This window comes from Pseudomonas sp. F(2018) (assembly GCF_005508865.1).
GTDB lineage: Bacteria > Pseudomonadota > Gammaproteobacteria > Pseudomonadales > Pseudomonadaceae > Aquipseudomonas.
On sequence record NZ_SCOM01000002.1, the window covers coordinates 839466 to 856343 of the forward strand.

At 63.0% G+C, this 16878-nt stretch carries 19 protein-coding genes; 14 read left to right on the forward strand and 5 right to left on the reverse strand.

All coding sequences use genetic code 11. The features are described 5' to 3' along the window. Nucleotides 1–147 precede the first annotated feature (147 nt). Nucleotides 148–1335, forward strand: a complete 1188-nt coding sequence (gene prpF, locus FFS62_RS12020; protein WP_137973047.1) for a 2-methylaconitate cis-trans isomerase PrpF — start codon at nucleotides 148–150, stop codon at nucleotides 1333–1335. A gap of 16 nt (nucleotides 1336–1351) precedes the next feature. Here the strand turns inward: prpF and FFS62_RS12025 are convergent, their stop codons facing one another. Both FFS62_RS12025 and FFS62_RS12030 read right to left on the reverse strand, forming a co-directional pair. Next, nucleotides 1352–1999, reverse strand: coding sequence for a LysE family translocator (locus FFS62_RS12025; protein WP_218569287.1), 648 nt, complete (start codon nucleotides 1997–1999; stop codon nucleotides 1352–1354). 20 nt (nucleotides 2000–2019) lie between these two features. Then, nucleotides 2020–2838 carry a pyruvate, water dikinase regulatory protein gene (locus FFS62_RS12030; protein ID WP_137973048.1) on the reverse strand — a complete coding sequence of 273 codons (819 nt, stop codon included), beginning with the start codon at nucleotides 2836–2838 and terminating at the stop codon, nucleotides 2020–2022. A gap of 155 nt (nucleotides 2839–2993) precedes the next feature. On the opposite strand from FFS62_RS12030, the gene ppsA reads away from it, so the two are divergent. The 9 genes from ppsA (at nucleotide 2994) to galU (ending at nucleotide 12016) form a co-directional block, all read left to right on the forward strand. Next, on the forward strand, nucleotides 2994–5366 hold the full coding sequence (gene ppsA / locus FFS62_RS12035; RefSeq protein ID WP_137973049.1) for a phosphoenolpyruvate synthase: 2373 nt from the start codon (nucleotides 2994–2996) through the stop codon (nucleotides 5364–5366). 123 nt (nucleotides 5367–5489) lie between these two features. Then, a complete protein-coding gene (locus FFS62_RS12040; RefSeq protein ID WP_137973050.1) occupies nucleotides 5490–6458 on the forward strand; it encodes an alpha/beta fold hydrolase in 969 nt (322 codons plus the stop codon). 133 nt (nucleotides 6459–6591) lie between these two features. Next, complete coding sequence (gene rraA / locus FFS62_RS12045) at nucleotides 6592–7080, forward strand: ribonuclease E activity regulator RraA (RefSeq protein ID WP_137973051.1); 489 nt, start codon at nucleotides 6592–6594, stop codon at nucleotides 7078–7080. A gap of 52 nt (nucleotides 7081–7132) precedes the next feature. Then, nucleotides 7133–8113, forward strand: coding sequence for a zinc transporter ZntB (locus FFS62_RS12050; RefSeq protein ID WP_137973052.1), 981 nt, complete (start codon nucleotides 7133–7135; stop codon nucleotides 8111–8113). Between the two features lie 55 nt (nucleotides 8114–8168). Beyond that, on the forward strand, nucleotides 8169–8405 hold the full coding sequence (locus FFS62_RS12055; protein WP_137973053.1) for a CrfX protein: 237 nt from the start codon (nucleotides 8169–8171) through the stop codon (nucleotides 8403–8405). 2 nt (nucleotides 8406–8407) lie between these two features. Continuing rightward, nucleotides 8408–9232, forward strand: coding sequence for a mechanosensitive ion channel domain-containing protein (locus tag FFS62_RS12060; protein ID WP_137973054.1), 825 nt, complete (start codon nucleotides 8408–8410; stop codon nucleotides 9230–9232). Nucleotides 9233–9321: 89 nt separating this feature from the next. Continuing rightward, the gene (gene sigX / locus FFS62_RS12065) at nucleotides 9322–9912 is read left to right on the forward strand and encodes an RNA polymerase sigma factor SigX (protein ID WP_137973055.1); all 591 of its coding nucleotides are present in this window, start codon (nucleotides 9322–9324) and stop codon (nucleotides 9910–9912) included. Nucleotides 9913–10052: 140 nt separating this feature from the next. Next, a complete protein-coding gene (locus tag FFS62_RS12070; protein WP_137973056.1) occupies nucleotides 10053–11015 on the forward strand; it encodes an OmpA family protein in 963 nt (320 codons plus the stop codon). A 161-nt stretch (nucleotides 11016–11176) separates the two neighbouring features. Beyond that, nucleotides 11177–12016 (forward strand): UTP--glucose-1-phosphate uridylyltransferase GalU, encoded by an 840-nt coding sequence (gene galU, locus FFS62_RS12075; RefSeq protein WP_137973057.1) that lies wholly within the window; start codon nucleotides 11177–11179, stop codon nucleotides 12014–12016. A gap of 61 nt (nucleotides 12017–12077) precedes the next feature. On the opposite strand, the gene FFS62_RS12080 is transcribed toward galU, so the two are convergent. Then, the gene (locus tag FFS62_RS12080) at nucleotides 12078–12500 is read right to left on the reverse strand and encodes a VOC family protein (protein ID WP_137973058.1); all 423 of its coding nucleotides are present in this window, start codon (nucleotides 12498–12500) and stop codon (nucleotides 12078–12080) included. 103 nt (nucleotides 12501–12603) lie between these two features. On the opposite strand from FFS62_RS12080, the gene gorA reads away from it, so the two are divergent. Further along, nucleotides 12604–13962 (forward strand): glutathione-disulfide reductase, encoded by a 1359-nt coding sequence (gene gorA / locus FFS62_RS12085; RefSeq protein ID WP_137973059.1) that lies wholly within the window; start codon nucleotides 12604–12606, stop codon nucleotides 13960–13962. Nucleotides 13963–13969: 7 nt separating this feature from the next. Beyond that, the gene (locus tag FFS62_RS12090; protein WP_137973060.1) at nucleotides 13970–14593 is read left to right on the forward strand and encodes a trimeric intracellular cation channel family protein; all 624 of its coding nucleotides are present in this window, start codon (nucleotides 13970–13972) and stop codon (nucleotides 14591–14593) included. 18 nt (nucleotides 14594–14611) lie between these two features. On the opposite strand, the gene FFS62_RS12095 is transcribed toward FFS62_RS12090, so the two are convergent. After that, complete coding sequence (locus FFS62_RS12095; RefSeq protein ID WP_371920127.1) at nucleotides 14612–15067, reverse strand: copper chaperone PCu(A)C; 456 nt, start codon at nucleotides 15065–15067, stop codon at nucleotides 14612–14614. A 143-nt stretch (nucleotides 15068–15210) separates the two neighbouring features. On the opposite strand from FFS62_RS12095, the gene FFS62_RS12100 reads away from it, so the two are divergent. Both FFS62_RS12100 and FFS62_RS12105 read left to right on the forward strand, forming a co-directional pair. Continuing rightward, nucleotides 15211–15867, forward strand: a complete 657-nt coding sequence (locus FFS62_RS12100; protein WP_256662204.1) for a paraquat-inducible protein A — start codon at nucleotides 15211–15213, stop codon at nucleotides 15865–15867. Next, entirely contained in the window at nucleotides 15854–16498 is a 645-nt protein-coding gene (locus FFS62_RS12105; RefSeq protein ID WP_137973062.1) for a paraquat-inducible protein A, read from the forward strand. The genes FFS62_RS12100 and FFS62_RS12105 overlap by 14 nt, the downstream gene beginning before the upstream one ends. Before the next feature lie 79 nt (nucleotides 16499–16577). Here FFS62_RS12105 and FFS62_RS12110 read toward each other — a convergent pair whose 3' ends face one another. Continuing rightward, entirely contained in the window at nucleotides 16578–16748 is a 171-nt protein-coding gene (locus FFS62_RS12110) for a general stress protein (RefSeq protein WP_137973063.1), read from the reverse strand. Between the last annotated feature and the right edge of the window lie 130 nt (nucleotides 16749–16878).

The window sequence follows — 16878 nt, forward strand, 5'->3', positions numbered from 1 at the left end:
GGGTGAGGGAGGCGGTATCCCTCATCCGCCCTTCGGGCACCTTCTCCCACGGGGAGAAGGGGGCTCCAGCCTGTAGCCCGGATGTAATCCGGGGTGACCCGTTCCCGGATTGCATCCGGGCTACTTCCATCAAGCCAGGACCTCATCATGGCTCACGTACCCCAGATCAAAATCCCCGCCACCTACATGCGTGGCGGCACCAGCAAGGGCGTGTTCTTCCGCCTGCAGGACCTGCCGCCAAGCTGCCAGGTCCCAGGCGCTGCCCGCGACCAGCTGTTCATGCGCGTGATCGGGAGTCCGGACCCGTACTCCGCGCATATCGACGGCATGGGGGGCGCCACGTCTTCGACCTCCAAGTGCGTGATCCTGTCCAAGAGCAGTCAGCCAGATCACGACGTCGACTACCTCTACGGCCAGGTCTCCATCGACAAGGCCTTCGTCGACTGGAGCGGCAACTGCGGCAACCTGTCCACCGGCGCCGGTGCCTTTGCCATTCATGCCGGGCTGGTCGATCCGGCGCGCATTCCGGACAACGGCGTGTGCGTGGTGCGTATCTGGCAGGCCAACATCCAGAAGACCATCATCGCCCACGTACCGGTCAGCAACGGTCAGGTCCAGGAAACCGGCGACTTCGAGCTGGACGGGGTGACCTTCCCGGCGGCGGAGATCGTACTGGAGTTCCTCGATCCGTCCGATGATGGCGAGGAGGGCGGCTCGATGTTCCCAACCGGCAACCTGGTCGACGACCTGGAGGTGCCGGGTGTCGGTACTTTCAAGGCGACCATGATCACTGCCGGCATTCCGACCGTGTTCGTCAATGCCGAGGACATCGGCTACCAGGGCACCGAGCTGCGCGAGGCCATCAACGGTGATCCGCAGCAGCTGGCGCGCTTCGAGCAGATTCGCGTGGCCGGTGCGCTGCGTATGGGGTTGATCAAGACGGCGGCAGAGGCGGCGACCCGCCAGCACACGCCAAAGATCGCCTTTGTCAGCAAGCCCAAGAGCTACCAGGCATCGAGTGGCAAGACGGTCGAGTCCGGCGAGGTCGATCTGCTGGTGCGCGCGCTGTCCATGGGCAAACTGCACCACGCCATGATGGGGACCTGCGCCGTGGCGATTGGCACTGCTGCGGCCATCCCTGGCACCCTGGTCAACCTGGCGGCTGGTGGTGGCGAGCGCGAGGCGGTGCGTTTCGGTCATCCCTCCGGCACCCTGCGGGTCGGTGCCGAAGCCAAGCTGGTCGACGGCGAATGGACGGTAACCAAGGCCATCATGAGCCGCAGTGCGCGGATCCTGATGGAAGGCTGGGTGCGGGTGCCGGGCGATTCCTTCTAGGAAACGCCCGCCGGAGTCAGTGGTTATTGACGCCCAGCATCAGGCCGCCGGCGCCGACGAAGAAGGCGCCGGTGCTCTTGTTCAGGCGACTGACACCCTTGCGGCTACGCACCAGGCGGCGAATCTGCATGCCGAACAGGGCGTAGGCGGTGGAGCCGACGCACAGCTCGGCCAGCAGGTAGGTGGTGCCGAGGTAGAGGAACTGCTCGGCCGTCGGCTGATCCGGCTTGATGAATTGCGGGAAGATTGCCGCGAACAGCAGGATGGCCTTGGGGTTGCTGATGCCGACCAGGAACTCGTTGAGCATCAGCTTGCCGATCGGCGGTTGTATCGGCGTGCGTTCCGCCAGCTCGCCGTCGCTCGGCTGCAGGCCTCTGAATTCGGTGCTGCGCCAGGTCTTGATGCCCAGATAGACGAGGTACAGGGCGCCGACCCACTTGATGGTGGTGAAGGCGGTCTCCGAGGCCAGCAGCATGGCACCGAGGCCGACCGCGGAGATGAACAGGAAGATGGCGTAGGACGCCAGGCGCCCGAAGGTGGCCAGGATGGCCGCGCGGACGCCGTAGTTGATGCCGTTGTTGAGGGCGCAGAAGTTGTTGGGGCCAGGGCCGAGCGAGATCAGCGCGGCGATCGGGGCAAACAGTACTGCGTCCATCAGGGTCATGACGGTCACCGAGGCGTGGGTTACTTGAGGCGGCGTTCGACGCCTTTTTCCACCAGGATCTTCGCCGAGATTTCCTCGACCGAGAAATGGGTGGAGTTGATGAAGTTGATGTTCTCGCGGCGCAGCAGGTTTTCCACCTCGCGCACCTCGAACTCGCACTGGGCGTAGCTGGCATAGCGGCTGTTGGGCTTGCGCTCATGGCGAATGGCGGTGAGCCGGTCCGGGTCGATGGTCAGGCCGAACAGCTTGTGCTTGTAGGGCTTGAGGGCCGCCGGCAGCTGCAGGCGCTCCATGTCTTCTTCGGTCAGCGGGTAGTTGGCGGCGCGGATGCCGAACTGCATGGCCATGTACAGGCAGGTGGGTGTCTTACCGCAGCGAGAAACACCGATCAGAATCAGATCGGCCTTGTCGTAGTAGTGAGTGCGGGCACCGTCGTCGTTGTCCAGGGCGAAGTTGACCGCCTCGATGCGCTCCATGTAGTTGGTGTTGCTGGCAATGGAGTGGGACTTGCCGACCGAGTACGAGGAGTGCTCGCTCAGCTCGGCTTCCAGCGGCGCGAGGAAGGTGGAAAAGATGTCGATCATGAAGCCGTCGGACTGGCCCAGGACGTCACGGATTTCCTGGTTGACCACGGTGTCGAAGATGATCGGCCGGGCGCCGTCTTTCTCGGCAGCATTGTTGATTTGCTGTACCATGGCCCGCGCCTTCTCCACGCTGTCTATATAGGGGCGTGTGAGCTTGGTGAAGCTGATGGCCTCGAATTGTGCCAACAGACTTTGCCCGAGGGTTTCCGCGGTGATGCCGGTGCCGTCGGAAATGAAGAATGCGGTTCGTTTCATTGATGGCGGAGGCCTTAAGTCAGGAACGATTCTTGGCTATCATAGGCCCCCTTTGCCGGGCCCGTACTGGCCGGCATTGTGACTTATTTCCTTGAGGCAAAGCCAGGCTGCGGCGGCGCTGCACCGGCTCTGCCACGTACAGTGGAGAGTTCACCTTGGTTGAGTACGTAATTTCCCTCGATAAGCTCGGCGTCCACGATGTGGAGCATGTAGGGGGCAAAAACGCATCCCTGGGCGAAATGATCAGCAACCTGGCTGGCGCCGGCGTCTCTGTTCCGGGTGGTTTCGCCACTACCGCCCAGGCCTACCGTGACTTTCTCGAACAAAGCGGCCTGAACGACCGCATCCACGCCGCCCTCGACGCGCTGGACGTGGATGACGTCAACGCCCTGGCCAAGACCGGCGCGCAGATCCGCCAGTGGGTGATGGACGCCGAGTTCCCGGCCCAGCTGGATGCGCAGATCCGTACGGCCTTCGCCGAGATGTCCGCCGGCAACGACAACATGGCCGTCGCCGTGCGTTCGTCCGCCACCGCCGAAGACCTGCCGGACGCTTCCTTCGCCGGCCAGCAGGAGACCTTCCTCAATATCCGCGGCGTGGACAACGTGATCCGCGCGGCCAAGGAAGTGTTCGCCTCCCTGTTCAATGACCGTGCCATTGCCTACCGCGTGCACCAGGGCTTCGACCACAAGCTGGTCGCCCTGTCCGCCGGCGTACAGCGCATGGTCCGTTCTGAAACCGGCACCGCCGGCGTGATGTTCACCCTGGATACCGAGTCCGGCTTCCGTGACGTGGTGTTCATCACCGGCGCCTACGGCCTCGGCGAGACCGTGGTGCAGGGCGCGGTGAACCCCGACGAATTCTATGTGCACAAGCAGACCCTGGAAGCCGGCCGCCCGGCCATCCTGCGTCGCAACCTGGGCAGCAAGGCGATCAAGATGGTCTACGGCGAAGAGGCCAAGGCCGGTCGCTCGGTCAAGACCGTCGAGGTCGACCGCGCCGAGCGCGCGCGCTTCTGCATCACCGACGCCGAAGTCAGCGAGCTGGCCAAACAGGCGCTGATCATCGAGAAACACTACGGCCGCCCGATGGATATCGAGTGGGCCAAGGACGGCGACGACGGCAAGCTGTACATCGTCCAGGCCCGTCCGGAAACCGTGAAGAGCCGTGCCAGCGCCACCGTCATGGAGCGCTACCTGCTGAAGGAGAAGGGCAAGGTTCTGGTGGAAGGCCGCGCCATCGGCCAGCGCATCGGCGCCGGTCGCGTACGAGTGATCCACGACGTGTCCGAGATGGACAAGGTCCAGCCGGGCGACGTGCTGGTCTCCGACATGACCGATCCGGACTGGGAACCGGTGATGAAGCGCGCCAGCGCCATCGTCACCAACCGCGGCGGGCGTACCTGCCACGCGGCGATCATCGCCCGTGAGCTGGGCATCCCGGCCGTGGTCGGTTGCGGCAACGCCACCCAGGTGCTGCAGGATGGCCAGGGCGTGACCGTTTCCTGCGCCGAAGGCGACACCGGCTTCATCTTCGAAGGTGAGTTGGGCTTCGACATCCGCAAGAACTCGGTCGACGCCATGCCCGACCTGCCGTTCAAGATCATGATGAACGTCGGCAACCCGGATCGCGCCTTCGATTTCGCCCAGCTGCCCAACGAGGGCGTGGGCCTGGCCCGTCTCGAGTTCATCATCAACCGCATGATCGGCGTGCACCCCAAGGCACTGCTGAACTTCGCCGGCCTGCCGACCGAGATCAAGGACAGCGTCGAGAAGCGCATCGCCGGCTACGACGATCCGGTCGGCTTCTATGTCGAGAAGCTGGTCGAGGGCATCAGCACCCTGGCCGCGGCCTTCTGGCCAAAGAAGGTCATCGTGCGCCTGTCGGACTTCAAGTCCAACGAATACGCCAACCTGATCGGCGGCAAGCTGTACGAGCCGGAAGAAGAGAACCCGATGCTCGGCTTCCGTGGCGCCTCGCGCTACATCAGCGAGAGCTTCCGTGACTGCTTCGAGCTGGAATGTCGTGCGCTGAAGAAAGTGCGCAACGAGATGGGCCTGACCAACGTCGAGATCATGGTGCCCTTCGTGCGTACCCTCGGCGAGGCGTCGCAGGTGGTCGAGCTGCTCGCCAGCAATGGTTTGGAGCGTGGCAAGGATGGCCTGAAGGTCATCATGATGTGCGAGCTGCCGTCCAACGCGCTGCTGGCCGATGAGTTCCTCGAATTCTTCGACGGCTTCTCCATCGGCTCCAACGACCTGACCCAGCTGACCCTGGGCCTGGACCGCGACTCCGGCATCGTCGCGCACTTGTTCGATGAGCGTAATCCGGCGGTCAAGAAACTGCTGGCCAACGCCATCCAGGCCTGCAACAAGGCCGGCAAGTACATCGGCATCTGTGGCCAGGGCCCGTCGGACCACCCGGACTTGGCCAAGTGGCTGATGGAACAGGGCATCGAGAGCGTGTCGCTGAACCCGGACTCGGTGCTGGATACCTGGTTCTTCCTGGCCGAAGGTCAGCAAGGCTGATTCAAGCGTCATCCCAGAAGGGCGGGAGCGATCCCGCCCTTTTTTGTGTATGGCAGATACTCGGGCTGTTGTCCCGGGGCGCGGCCAAAGATCGCTCCCGCCATTTCTCGTGCAAGAAGCAGTATGCAAAGCAGTAGTGAATTGTTCCCCGTCGCCCTGATCAGTGCCGAGTTGCGCGGTGATCTGAGCGAAGACGTCTATCGCCTGAAGCCCGGCAACTCGCCGGACTTCTCCGTCGAGCTGGCGCTGACCCGCCTGGGCCTGGCCGATCAGGAGCACCGCGGAGAGCCGGTGATCCTGCTGCATGGCAGCTTTTCCAATCGGCGTTTCTGGTATTCGCCGCGCGCCATCGGCCTCGGCCCCCATCTGGCACGTGCCGGTTTCGATGTATGGATCGCCGAGATGCGTGGCCATGGCCTGTCGCCGCGCAACCAGGTCTATAAACACAACACGGTGGCCGACTACGCGCGCTACGACCTGCCGGCCATCGCCGCCTTCGTGCGCGAGCAGAGTGGCCGCGCGCCGCATTGGGTCGGCCATTCCCTGGGCGGCACGACCCTGGCCGCCGCGCTCGGTGGAGGCTATCTGAACGCTGAGGACGCCGCATCGGCGGCGCTGTTCGGCGCGCAGATCAGTCGCATCTACTGGCCGCTCAAGGTGCCGCCGGTGGAGTGGGGCAGCCGTCTGCTGCTCAAGGGCTTCCACCACATCTCCGGCGCGCGCTTCAAGCGTGGTCCCGAGGACGAGCCGATCGGCCTGGCGCTGGAGAGTCTGCGCTGGCACCGCCTGTTCGGCCGCTTCGGTGACTCCGAACGCGACTGGTGGGCGGGCATGGCCGATGTGCAGGTACCGCTGCTGGCGGTCAGTGCCGCCGGCGACCTGCAGGATCCGACCTGGGCCTGTCGCAAGCTGTACGAGCAGTTCGTTGCCGCGCCGCGCAGCTTCCTGCTGCTGGGCAAGGAGAAAGGCTTTTCCAGCGATTTCGGCCATGTCGAAATGCTGGTCAGCAAGGAGGCGCAGGCGGAGGTCTGGCCCTTGGTCGAGTACTGGCTGCGCGAACTGCAGCTGCCGGCGGAAAAGCAGCAGGATTGAGGTTACAAGCGCTCTGGCATGCGGCTAAGATGTGACGAAATCCGCCGGTCCGGTCACGATTCGCCGCCGTCGCTGCGGCGCAGCGCAATCCAGGCGCAGCCTACTCTGAGTTTCAACTGATAGGAGCATCCCCATGCAATACGTCACCCCCGATCTCTGCGACGCCTACCCGGAGCTGGTACAGGTGGTCGAGCCGATGTTTGCCAACTTCGGTGGCCGCGATTCCTTCGGCGGCGAGATCGTCACCGTCAAGTGCCACGAGGACAACTCGCTGGTCAAATCCCAGGCCGATCAACCCGGCAAGGGCAAGGTGCTGGTGGTGGACGGCGGCGGCTCCCTGCGCCGTGCGCTGCTGGGCGACATGATCGCCGAGAAAGCCGCGAAGAATGGCTGGGAAGGCATGGTGATCTACGGCTGTGTGCGCGACGTCGACGTGCTGGCGCAGACCGACCTGGGCGTGCAGGCGCTGGCCAGCCATCCGATGAAGACCGACAAGCGCAACATCGGCGATCTCAACGTGGCCGTGACCTTTGGCGGCGTGACCTTCAAGCCGGGCCACTATGTCTATGCCGACAACAACGGCGTGATCGTTTCCCCCGAACCGCTGAAGATGCCGGAGTAAGCCTCGCGGAGCCCGCACTGGTGGGCTCCAGGTGACGACAGTGAGCGCAGGGATGTACGAGAAAGACAATCTGCAGTGGGGGCTGGTGCACGCCTTCGTCCTCGACGGCCGGGGCGGCGCGCGCAGCCTGGAGTGGGATCAGCTGGAGGGCCTGCAGCTCGCCGAGCAGGAGAGCCTCTGGCTGCACTGGGACAGAGGCCATCCGCAGACCCGCGCCTGGCTGCGCGAGCACAGCGGCCTCAGCGAATTCAGCTGTGATCTGCTGTTGGAGGAAAACACCCGGCCGCGCCTGCTGACGCTGCCCGAGCATGAGCTGCTGCTGTTCCTGCGCGGCGTCAATCTGAATCCCGGTGCCGATCCCGAAGACATGGTCTCGGTACGCATCTTCGCCGGTGCTCGCCGGGTCATTTCCCTGCGCCTGCGCCCCCTGCGCGCCACCGAAGAGCTAATCGCCCTGCTGGAACAGGGTCAGGGCCCGCGCGACAGCACCGAGTTGGTGTTGCAGCTGGCTCACTACCTCACCGACAAAGTCGACGGACTGATCGACGGCCTGTCCGATCAGCTGGAAGGCCAGGAAGAGCGCCTCGACAGCGACGAGCGCTTCATGCCCGATCACGGCGTGGTGCTGCACGTGCGCCGCCGCGCCGCCGGTCTGCGCCGCTTCCTGGCTCCCCAGCGGGACATCTATGCCCAGCTGACGCGCAACGGTTATGGCGACGGAGATCAGTGGAACGAGCTGAACAACCGACTGACCCGCTACCTGGAAGAGCTGGAGATGATTCGCGAGCGGGTGGGGCTGGTGCTGGAGTCCGAGCACCGACGCATGAGTGAGAAGATGAATCGCGCCATGTACCTGCTCGGCGTGACCACCGTGTTCTTCCTGCCCATGAGCTTTCTCACCGGCCTGCTCGGCATCAATGTCGGCGGCATCCCGGGGGCCGAGAGCAAATATGGTTTCCTGCTGATCTGCGCCATTCTTGCCAGTGTCGGCGCGCTGCAGTGGTGGGTGTTCCGCCGGCTGCGCTGGCTCTAGATGTGACTTGCGCCCAGGTCGCCACGTCTAGGCAACAAATCCATGCGAGGTAGGCATGTACGATCCTTTTGAAGAGTCCCTGCGCGATCTGCTCAAGTCGCAGCCCGGTGACCACGATGATGACGCGACCCTCGGCCGTGTGCTGAAGACCGCCAACCGCCAGGTCGGGGCCGGCGATCTCTTCGGTCTCATGGGGCGCGGCCTGGAGGCCATCATGATCGCTCTCAACAACGGTTCCGCACACGTGGCACCGGTTTCCCGCCGTACCCGCTCCGCAGACAAGGCTGACTGAATATGGAATTCGATCCCTGGACTCAAAGTCTCGTTAACGCCATGAGCTCGGTATGGGCTCCCGTCGCGGGCTTCATCCCTCGTTTCTTCGGCGCTCTGGTAGTGGTGCTGCTCGGTTTCGTGGTGGCCAAGCTGCTCGATACCCTGCTATCCAAGCTGCTGGCCAAGCTGGGCCTGGACCGCCTGATGGCGGGCACCGGCCTGAACAAGATGCTTTCCAAGGTTGGCATCCAGGTGCCGGTATCGACCCTGATCGGCAAGATCGTCTACTGGTTCGTTCTGCTGATTTTCCTGGTTTCCGCCGCCGAGTCCCTAGGCCTGGATCGCGTGTCCGCCACCCTCGATGTGCTGGCGCTCTATCTGCCCAAGGTGCTGGGCGCTGCCGTGGTGATGCTCTCGGGTGTGCTGCTGGCGCAGCTGGTCAGCGGCATCGTGCGCGGCGCCGCCGAAGGGGTGGGCCTGGATTATGCTGCCGGCCTCGGTCGCATTGCCCAGGGGCTGGTGATCATCATCAGCATCTCGGTCGCCATCGGCCAGCTGGAAGTGAAGACCGACCTGCTGAACAACGTGATCGCCATCGTGCTGATTTCCGTGGGCCTGGCAGTCGCCCTGGCGCTGGGTCTGGGCAGCCGCGAAATCGCCGGACAGATCCTGGCCGGCATCTATGTGCGCGAACTCTATGAGGTCGGGCAACAAGTGAAGGTCGGCGATGTCGAAGGCCAGATCGAGGAGATCGGTACCGTGAAGACCGTGCTGCTCACCGAAGAGGGTGAGCTGGTTTCGGTAGCCAACCGTACCCTGCTCGAGCAACGCGTCAGCAGCCGCTGACGCGCCAATCCCTGCTAATGTATGCGACCAGCGCTTCTCGCGTTGCGCTCTGGCGCTGCCTTCTGACCTGACTGTCGGCACGAGTTGTTTTGAACAAGGCCCAATCGCTTCCCACGCGGTACGACCCACGCGAGCTCTCGGACGAGGAGCTGGTGCAGCGTGCGCATGTCGAGCTGTTCCACGTCACTCGTGCTTACGAAGAGTTGATGCGGCGTTACCAACGTACGCTGTTCAATGTCTGTGCTCGTTACCTCGGTAACGAGCGTGATGCCGATGACGTCTGCCAGGAAGTTATGCTGAAAGTTCTCTATGGATTGAAGAACTTCGAAGGCAAGTCCAAGTTCAAGACATGGCTATATAGCATCACTTATAACGAGTGTATTACCCAGTACCGCAAGGAACGGCGCAAACGCCGCCTACTAGATGCATTGAGTCTCGATCCACTGGAAGAGGCTTCCGAGGAGAAGGCGCCCAAGCTGGAAGAGAAGGGCGGCCTGGATCGCTGGCTGGTGCACGTCAATCCCATTGACCGGGAAATCCTGGTATTGCGTTTTGTTGCGGAACTGGAGTTCCAGGAAATCGCCGACATCATGCACATGGGACTCAGCGCCACCAAGATGCGCTATAAGCGCGCGCTTGACCGTCTGCGGGAAAAATTCGGCAATGTCAGTGAAACTTAATTAGCCGAACAGCCTCTTACGCGCAGTGTGCGCGAAATATCACCACACAGCAGTGTGTAGTTTTGTTACAATCGCCGCCATGTTGTTCTCGGTCGTTCGGGCCGGGCAACTATTAATCGTCTTTTGATGGGGATTTACGGATGAAACTGAAAAACACCTTGGGCGCCGTCATCGGTACTCTGGTTGCCACTACTTCACTGAATGCACTGGCTCAAGGCCAGGGCGCTGTTGAAATCGAAGGCTTCGCCAAGAAGCAGTACTTCGATGAAGCTCGCGATTTCAAGAACGATGGCAACCTGTTCGGTGGCTCCATTGGTTACTTCCTGACCGATGATGTCGAGCTGCGCCTGGGTTACGACGAAGTGCACAACGCTCGTGCCGAAGACGGCCGCAACATCAAGGGCTCCAACACCGCCCTGGATGCTCTGTACCACTTCAACACTTCGGCCGACAGCCTGCGTCCGTACGTCTCCGCCGGCTTCTCCGACCAGAGCATCGGCCAGAATGGTCGTAGCGGTCGCAACGGTTCCACCTTCGCCAACCTGGGCGGTGGTGCCAAGTACTACTTCACCGAGAACTTCTACGCCCGCGCTGGTGTTGAAGCTCAGTACAACATCGATCAGGGCGACACCGAGTGGGCCCCGAGCGTTGGTATCGGCCTGAACTTCGGTGGCGGCTCCAAGCCGGCCCCGGTTGCCGAGCCGGTTGCCGAGCCAGTTGCTGAAGTCGCTCCGACTCCGGAGCCGGCCGAGACCGTTCGCGTTGAGCTGGACGTTAAGTTCGACTTCGACAAGTCCAAGGTCAAAGAAGAAAGCTACGGTGACATCAAGAACCTGGCCGACTTCATGAACCAGTACCCGCAGACCAACACCACCGTTGAAGGCCACACCGACTCCGTCGGCACCGACGCCTACAACCAGAAGCTGTCCGAGCGTCGCGCCAATGCCGTTCGTGAAGTGCTGGTCAACCAGTACGGTGTAGGTTCCGAGCGCGTTGGTTCGGTTGGCTACGGCGAGTCCCGCCCGGTTGCCGACAACGCCACCGAAGCAGGTCGCGCGGTCAACCGTCGCGTAGAAGCTGAAGTAGAAGCCCAGGCCAAGTAATTGGCGCTGAGCTTTGCAAAAACCCGGCCTAGGCCGGGTTTTTTGTTGGCTTCAGAAGTATTCGAAGCCGCAGTATTTCTTCCCTTAACGGGCATTGTAAGGCCGACTCAGCCTGATTAGACTGCGCGGCAATTCAGCCCCTCGCAGTACCAAGGATTGTCATGATCAAGAAATGTCTGTTCCCGGCGGCCGGTTACGGCACTCGCTTCCTGCCAGCCACCAAGGCCATGCCCAAGGAAATGCTGCCGGTGGTCAACAAGCCGCTGATCCAGTACGGCGTCGAGGAGGCTCTGGAAGCAGGCCTGAGCGAGATCGCCATGGTTACCGGGCGTGGCAAGCGCGCGCTGGAAGACCATTTCGACATCAGCTACGAGCTGGAGCACCAGATTCAGGGCACCGACAAGGAAAAGTACCTGGTCGGCATCCGTCGCCTGATCGACGAGTGCAGTTTCTCCTACACCCGTCAGATCGAGATGAAGGGCTTGGGCCATGCCATCCTCAGCGGCCGCCCGCTGATCGGTGACGAGCCATTCGCCGTGGTCCTGGCCGACGACCTGTGCTTCAACCTCGAAGGTGACGGCGTGCTGCAGCAGATGGTCAAGCTGTACAACCAGTTCCGCTGCTCCATCGTCGCCATCCAGGAAGTACCGAAGGAGGAGACCTCCAAGTACGGTGTGATCGCTGGTGAGATGATTCGTGACGACATCTTCCGCGTGAACAACATGGTCGAGAAGCCGAAGCCGGAAGACGCCCCGTCCAACTTGGCGATCATCGGCCGCTACATCCTGACCCCGGACATCTTCGACCTGATCGAGAAGACCGAGCCGGGCAAGGGCGGCGAGATCCAGATCACCGACGCCCTGATGAAGCAGGCCCAGGACGGTTGCGTGATCGCCTACAAGTTCAAAGGCAAGCGTTTCGACTGCGGCGGCGCCGAGGGTTACATCGACGCCACCAACTTCTGCTTCGAGAACCTGTACAAGACCGGCAAGGCCTACTGATAGGTCGCTGCTGTCAGCCAAAGCCACCTTCGGGTGGCTTTGTCGTTTCAGGCGGCTTGAATCAGGGGATGGGCATTGCCTCCGAGCCTGGCCCCAGTGGCTGGCCGTAGCTGAACTCGACGTAGTTGCCGGCCGGGTCGCGCAGGCCGCAGTAGTAACCGACCGGATAGGGCTCATCGCGTGGCGCCCACACCAGGCAGCCGGCCTCGGCGGCTCGTCTGGCGATCTGGTCGACCGCCTCGCGACTGGCCACGGCGAAGCCGAAGTGGCTGTAGTCGTCTGCCGCCAGCTGGCGATCCGCGCCGCCGGGCATGATGACGAAGATGAACTGATGCTCCTTGCCGGGCTCGGCCATCCAGACGATCTTCGAGCCTTTGCCGGCCCGTTCGTGGATCACCCGCATGCCGCAGAACTCGCGGTAGAACTCCACGCAGGGTTGCATCTCGGGAACGTGCAGGGCGACATGGGTCAGAGTGGGGCGCATGACGAACCTCCTGGCCGAACCGGCGCGGGTCTAGTCCTATGTGCAAGCATACACGCAGCCCCCAGGCTCTCCGGTATGCTTGTCGCCTGCAAGGAGAACTGCGATGTCCTATGAATTCGACCTGTTCGTGATCGGCGCCGGTTCCGGCGGTGTGCGCGCCGCCCGTTTCGCTGCCGGCTTCGGTGCCAAGGTGGCCGTGGCCGAGAGTCGCTACCTGGGCGGCACCTGCGTCAACGTCGGCTGCGTGCCGAAGAAGTTTCTGGTGTATGGCGCCCATTTCGCCGACGACTTCGAGCAGGCTTCTGGTTTTGGCTGGAGTTCCGGCGAGCCGCAGTTCGACTGGCCGACCCTGATCGCCAACAAGAACCGTGAGATCCAGCGCCTCAATGGCATCTACCGCAACCTGCTGGTCAACAGCGGTGTGACCCTGCTGGAAGGCCACGCCAGGCTGACCGGCCCGCATGAGGTGGAGATCAACGGTCAGCGCCACAGCGCTCGGCACATCCTGATCGCGACCGGCGGTTGGCCGCAAGTGCCCGACATTCCTGGTAAGGAGCTGGCAATCACCTCCAACGAGGCGTTCTTCCTCGAACAGCTGCCCAAGCGCGTGCTGGTGGTCGGCGGCGGTTATATCGCCGTCGAGTTCGCCTCGATCTTCCATGGCCTGGGCGCACAGACTTCGCTGTTGTACCGCAAGGACCTGTTCCTGCGCGGTTTCGACGGCGCCGTGCGCAAGCACCTCAAGGAGGAGCTGGAGAAGAAGGGCCTGGACCTGCAGTTCAACACCGACATCAGCCGTATCGAGCGCCAGGCCGACGGCAGTCTGCTGGCCACCCTGAAGGACGGCCGCGAGCTGGCCACCGACTGCGTGTTCTACGCCACCGGCCGCCGCCCGATGCTGGACAACCTGGGCCTGGAGAACGTCCAGGTGGCGCTCGACGACAAGGGCTTTATTCAGGTCAACGAGCAGTTCGAAACCAGCGAACCCTCGATCCTCGCCCTCGGCGACGTGATCGGCCGAGTGCAGCTCACCCCCGTGGCGCTGGCCGAAGGCATGGCGGTGGCGCGGCGACTGTTCAAGCCGGAGGAGTATCGCAAGCTGGACTACAGCCTGATTCCCACCGCCGTATTCAGCCTGCCGAACATCGCCACCGTCGGCCTGACCGAGGAGCTAGCGCGCGAGCAGGGCCACGAGGTAAAGGTGTTCGAGAGCAGCTTCCGGCCGATGAAACTGACCCTCACCGAGTGCCAGGAACGCACCCTGATGAAGCTGGTGGTCGATGCCAAGAGCGACAAGGTGCTCGGCTGTCACATGGTCGGACCGGAGTCCGGCGAGATCGTCCAGGGCCTGGCCGTGGCGCTGAAGGCCGGCGCCACCAAGCGCGTCTTCGACGAGACCCTGGGCATCCACCCGACCGCCGCCGAGGAGTTTGTTACCATGCGCGCCCCCGTGACCAACTGAAGGCGCCATGCAGCAGATCTTTTACCTTGCCGACCTGTTCGGCGTCGCCGTCTTCGCCATCACCGGGGCGTTGATGGCGGGACGCAAGTCCATGGACCTGTTCGGCGTGCTGGTCATCGCCGTGATCACCGCGCTGGGTGGCGGCACTTTGCGTGACCTGATCCTGGACAACCATCCGGTCAGCTGGATCCGCAACGACACCTATATCCTGATCGCCTCCATCGCCGCGGTCGGCACGGTGCTCTGGGTGCGCCTGACTCAGCCGATTCATGAGCGCGGCCTGCTGATCGCCGACGCCTTCGGCCTGGCCGTGTTCACCGTGATCGGCACCGAGGTGGCGCTGCAGCACAACGTGCCGTACAGCACGGCGGTGATCATGGGGGTGATGACCGGCGTCGCCGGTGGGGTGATGCGCGATGTGATCTGCAATGAGATTCCGCTGATCTTCCAGAAGGAGATCTACGCCACCGCCTGCATCCTCGGCTCACTGGTGTTCATCGTGATGCGCGAGCTGGAGACGCCGCACTGGCTGGACACCGGCGTAGCCATGCTGACCGTGCTGCTGACCCGCCTGGCGGCGATCCGCTGGCACCTGTCGTTGCCGCGCTTCCATCTTCTGGATCGCGACTGACGCCAGGCGCCTCACGCGTTAGTGATGGTGCTCGGCCTTCGGTGCCTCGGCCTCGATGGCGACTTCCACCTCGACCTTGCCGGCCTTCTCGAACTCCAGGGTCAGCGGGAAGCGCTCGCCGGCCACCAGTGGCTGCTTCAGGCCGAACAGCATGACGTGGTTGCTGCTGGGTTCGAAACGGGCCTCGCCATTGGCGGGCACGCCCACCGAGTCGACTTTCTGCATCTTCATCACGTCGCCCAGGTGCACATGGGTGTGCAGCTCGGCCGTGGCGGCCAGCGGTGTGCTGGCGCCGAGCAGACGGTCGCCCGCGGTACCCTTGTTATGCACCACGAAGTAGGCGGCGCCATTGGGCGCGGTGGGCGGCAGGGCGCGTGACCAGGGATGATCGATGTGCAGCTCGCCGACGCTGTAGTCATGGGCGACCGCGGGGTTGCCGAGTAGGGCGAGCAGAACGAACGGGGCCAGTTTCAGGCGCATGCGCAAACCTCTGGATGATGGGGTGTACGCACCCTAGCACGAAGCCGTGCTACAGGCGCTGCGGCAAAGTTGCGCAATGCGGGTAATATCTAGCCAGCGGCCTGTGGACGGGTCGCCGAGTCGAGAGGTGCAAGAGAGTGCAATCCGAAAGCCTGACCCGAGCACAGCTGCCACCACTGGAGCAGCTGATCGCTTGTCACGAATGCGACCTGCTCATGCACCACCCGCATGTGGGGGAGGAGCAGAAGGCCTGCTGCCCCCGCTGCGGCTACGAGATGGTGGTGCACCGCTCGCAGATGCGCCGGCGCTCACTGGCCCTGGTGCTGACCGCGCTGATCCTGTTCGTGCCGGCCAACTTCCTGCCGATCATGAGCCTCAGCATTCTCGGCCAGCACGCCGTGGACACGGTATGGAGCGGGGTGGTGGGGCTGTATCACTCGGACATGCAGGGCGTGGCCGTGGTGGTGTTCCTGTGCAGCATGCTGGTGCCGCTGCTCAAGCTGCTGTGCCAGCTGTTCGTGCTGATCGCCATGCCGCGGCCGGCCCTGCGGCCTCTGGCCTGTTACTGCTACCGCATCTACCACCACATGCGTGAGTGGGGGATGCTCGAGGTGTACCTGTTCGGCATCCTGGTCTCGATCGTCAAGCTGATCGACATGGCCAAGCTGCACCTGGGGGTCGGCCTGGCCTGCTTCGTGGCGCTGATGCTGGCGCAGATCTGGCTGGAGGTGACCATGTCGCCGCACCAGGTGTGGGATGCCTTGAGCGAGGAGGACGACCATGCGCGCACTTGATGCCGGCATCATCGTCTGTGGGGAATGCCACAAGCTGGAATACCTGCGCGAAGGCGAAGTACAGCATTGCACGCGCTGCGGTGGCCGCCTGCATGCCCGTCGGCCGGACAGCATCGCCCGCACCTGGGCCCTGCTGATCACGGCGGCGATTCTCTATATTCCGGCCAACGTGCTGCCGATCATGACCGTGAGCTTCCTCGGCAAGGGTGCGCCGTCGACCATCATGGGCGGGGTGCTGGAACTGATCCATGCCGACATGCTGCCGATCGCCCTGGTGGTGTTCGTCGCCAGCATCCTGGTGCCGACCTTCAAGCTGGTGGGCATCGCCATGCTGCTGTACTCGGTGCAAAGGCACCAGCCGATGTCGGCGCAGCAGCGCATCCTCATGTACCGCTTCATCGAATGGATCGGGCGCTGGTCGATGCTGGATATCTTCGTCATCGCCATCCTGGTAACGGTGGTCAACTTCGGCAACCTGGCCAGCATCCAGGCCAATCTGGGCGCAGCGGCCTTCGCCACCGTGGTGATTCTGACCATGATCGCCGCAGTCACCTTCGACCCGCGACTGATCTGGGACAACACCTTCGAGGAGGACGTGGAGGAGCAGGAGGCTACCGCTCAGGCGGACTAGCCCAGTGCGGCAAGGAAGAGCGGGGAGTTGTGGCTGGAACTCGAGAGCGTAGGCCGCTCTCGAGTTGCGCAGATTGCTACTAGTTGCGACCGCCGTGGCTGTTCTGGCCGCCTTTGCGTCCGGCCTCGGAAGCACGCTGCGGGTCGTTCTTGAAGTTGCCCCCGCTCACATGGCCACCTTTCTTGCCGGCCTCGGAAGCACGCTGTGGGTCTTCCGCGAAATTGCCTTTACCGCCGCGATGTTCAGCCATTTTTAAATCCTCGTCAGTAATTTGGTGTATGTGCCGATGGCACACTTACTCGGAGAGAACGAGGGGATAAGTGTTCAGTCTTTTTTAATGACTTAAACGCATAAATCTCACGGGAAAGGCCCCTGGAGAA

Excerpts from the sequence above, each read along its gene's own strand:
- galU (WP_137973057.1), top strand. The coding sequence starts at position 11,177 with ATGATCAAGAAATGTCTGTTCCCGGCGGCCGGTTACGGCACTCGCTTC.
- gorA (WP_137973059.1), top strand. The coding sequence starts at position 12,604 with ATGTCCTATGAATTCGACCTGTTCGTGATCGGCGCCGGTTCCGGCGGT.
- FFS62_RS12050 (WP_137973052.1), top strand. The coding sequence starts at position 7,133 with ATGTACGAGAAAGACAATCTGCAGTGGGGGCTGGTGCACGCCTTCGTC.
- FFS62_RS12040 (WP_137973050.1), top strand. The coding sequence starts at position 5,490 with ATGCAAAGCAGTAGTGAATTGTTCCCCGTCGCCCTGATCAGTGCCGAG.
- FFS62_RS12070 (WP_137973056.1), top strand. The coding sequence starts at position 10,053 with ATGAAACTGAAAAACACCTTGGGCGCCGTCATCGGTACTCTGGTTGCC.
- FFS62_RS12090 (WP_137973060.1), top strand. The coding sequence starts at position 13,970 with ATGCAGCAGATCTTTTACCTTGCCGACCTGTTCGGCGTCGCCGTCTTC.
- FFS62_RS12055 (WP_137973053.1), top strand. The coding sequence starts at position 8,169 with ATGTACGATCCTTTTGAAGAGTCCCTGCGCGATCTGCTCAAGTCGCAG.
- FFS62_RS12060 (WP_137973054.1), top strand. The coding sequence starts at position 8,408 with ATGGAATTCGATCCCTGGACTCAAAGTCTCGTTAACGCCATGAGCTCG.
- FFS62_RS12105 (WP_137973062.1), top strand. The coding sequence starts at position 15,854 with ATGCGCGCACTTGATGCCGGCATCATCGTCTGTGGGGAATGCCACAAG.
- FFS62_RS12030 (WP_137973048.1), bottom strand. The coding sequence starts at position 2,838 with ATGAAACGAACCGCATTCTTCATTTCCGACGGCACCGGCATCACCGCG.
- prpF (WP_137973047.1), top strand. The coding sequence starts at position 148 with ATGGCTCACGTACCCCAGATCAAAATCCCCGCCACCTACATGCGTGGC.
- rraA (WP_137973051.1), top strand. The coding sequence starts at position 6,592 with ATGCAATACGTCACCCCCGATCTCTGCGACGCCTACCCGGAGCTGGTA.
- FFS62_RS12080 (WP_137973058.1), bottom strand. The coding sequence starts at position 12,500 with ATGCGCCCCACTCTGACCCATGTCGCCCTGCACGTTCCCGAGATGCAA.
- FFS62_RS12025 (WP_218569287.1), bottom strand. The coding sequence starts at position 1,999 with ATGACCCTGATGGACGCAGTACTGTTTGCCCCGATCGCCGCGCTGATC.
- FFS62_RS12110 (WP_137973063.1), bottom strand. The coding sequence starts at position 16,748 with ATGGCTGAACATCGCGGCGGTAAAGGCAATTTCGCGGAAGACCCACAG.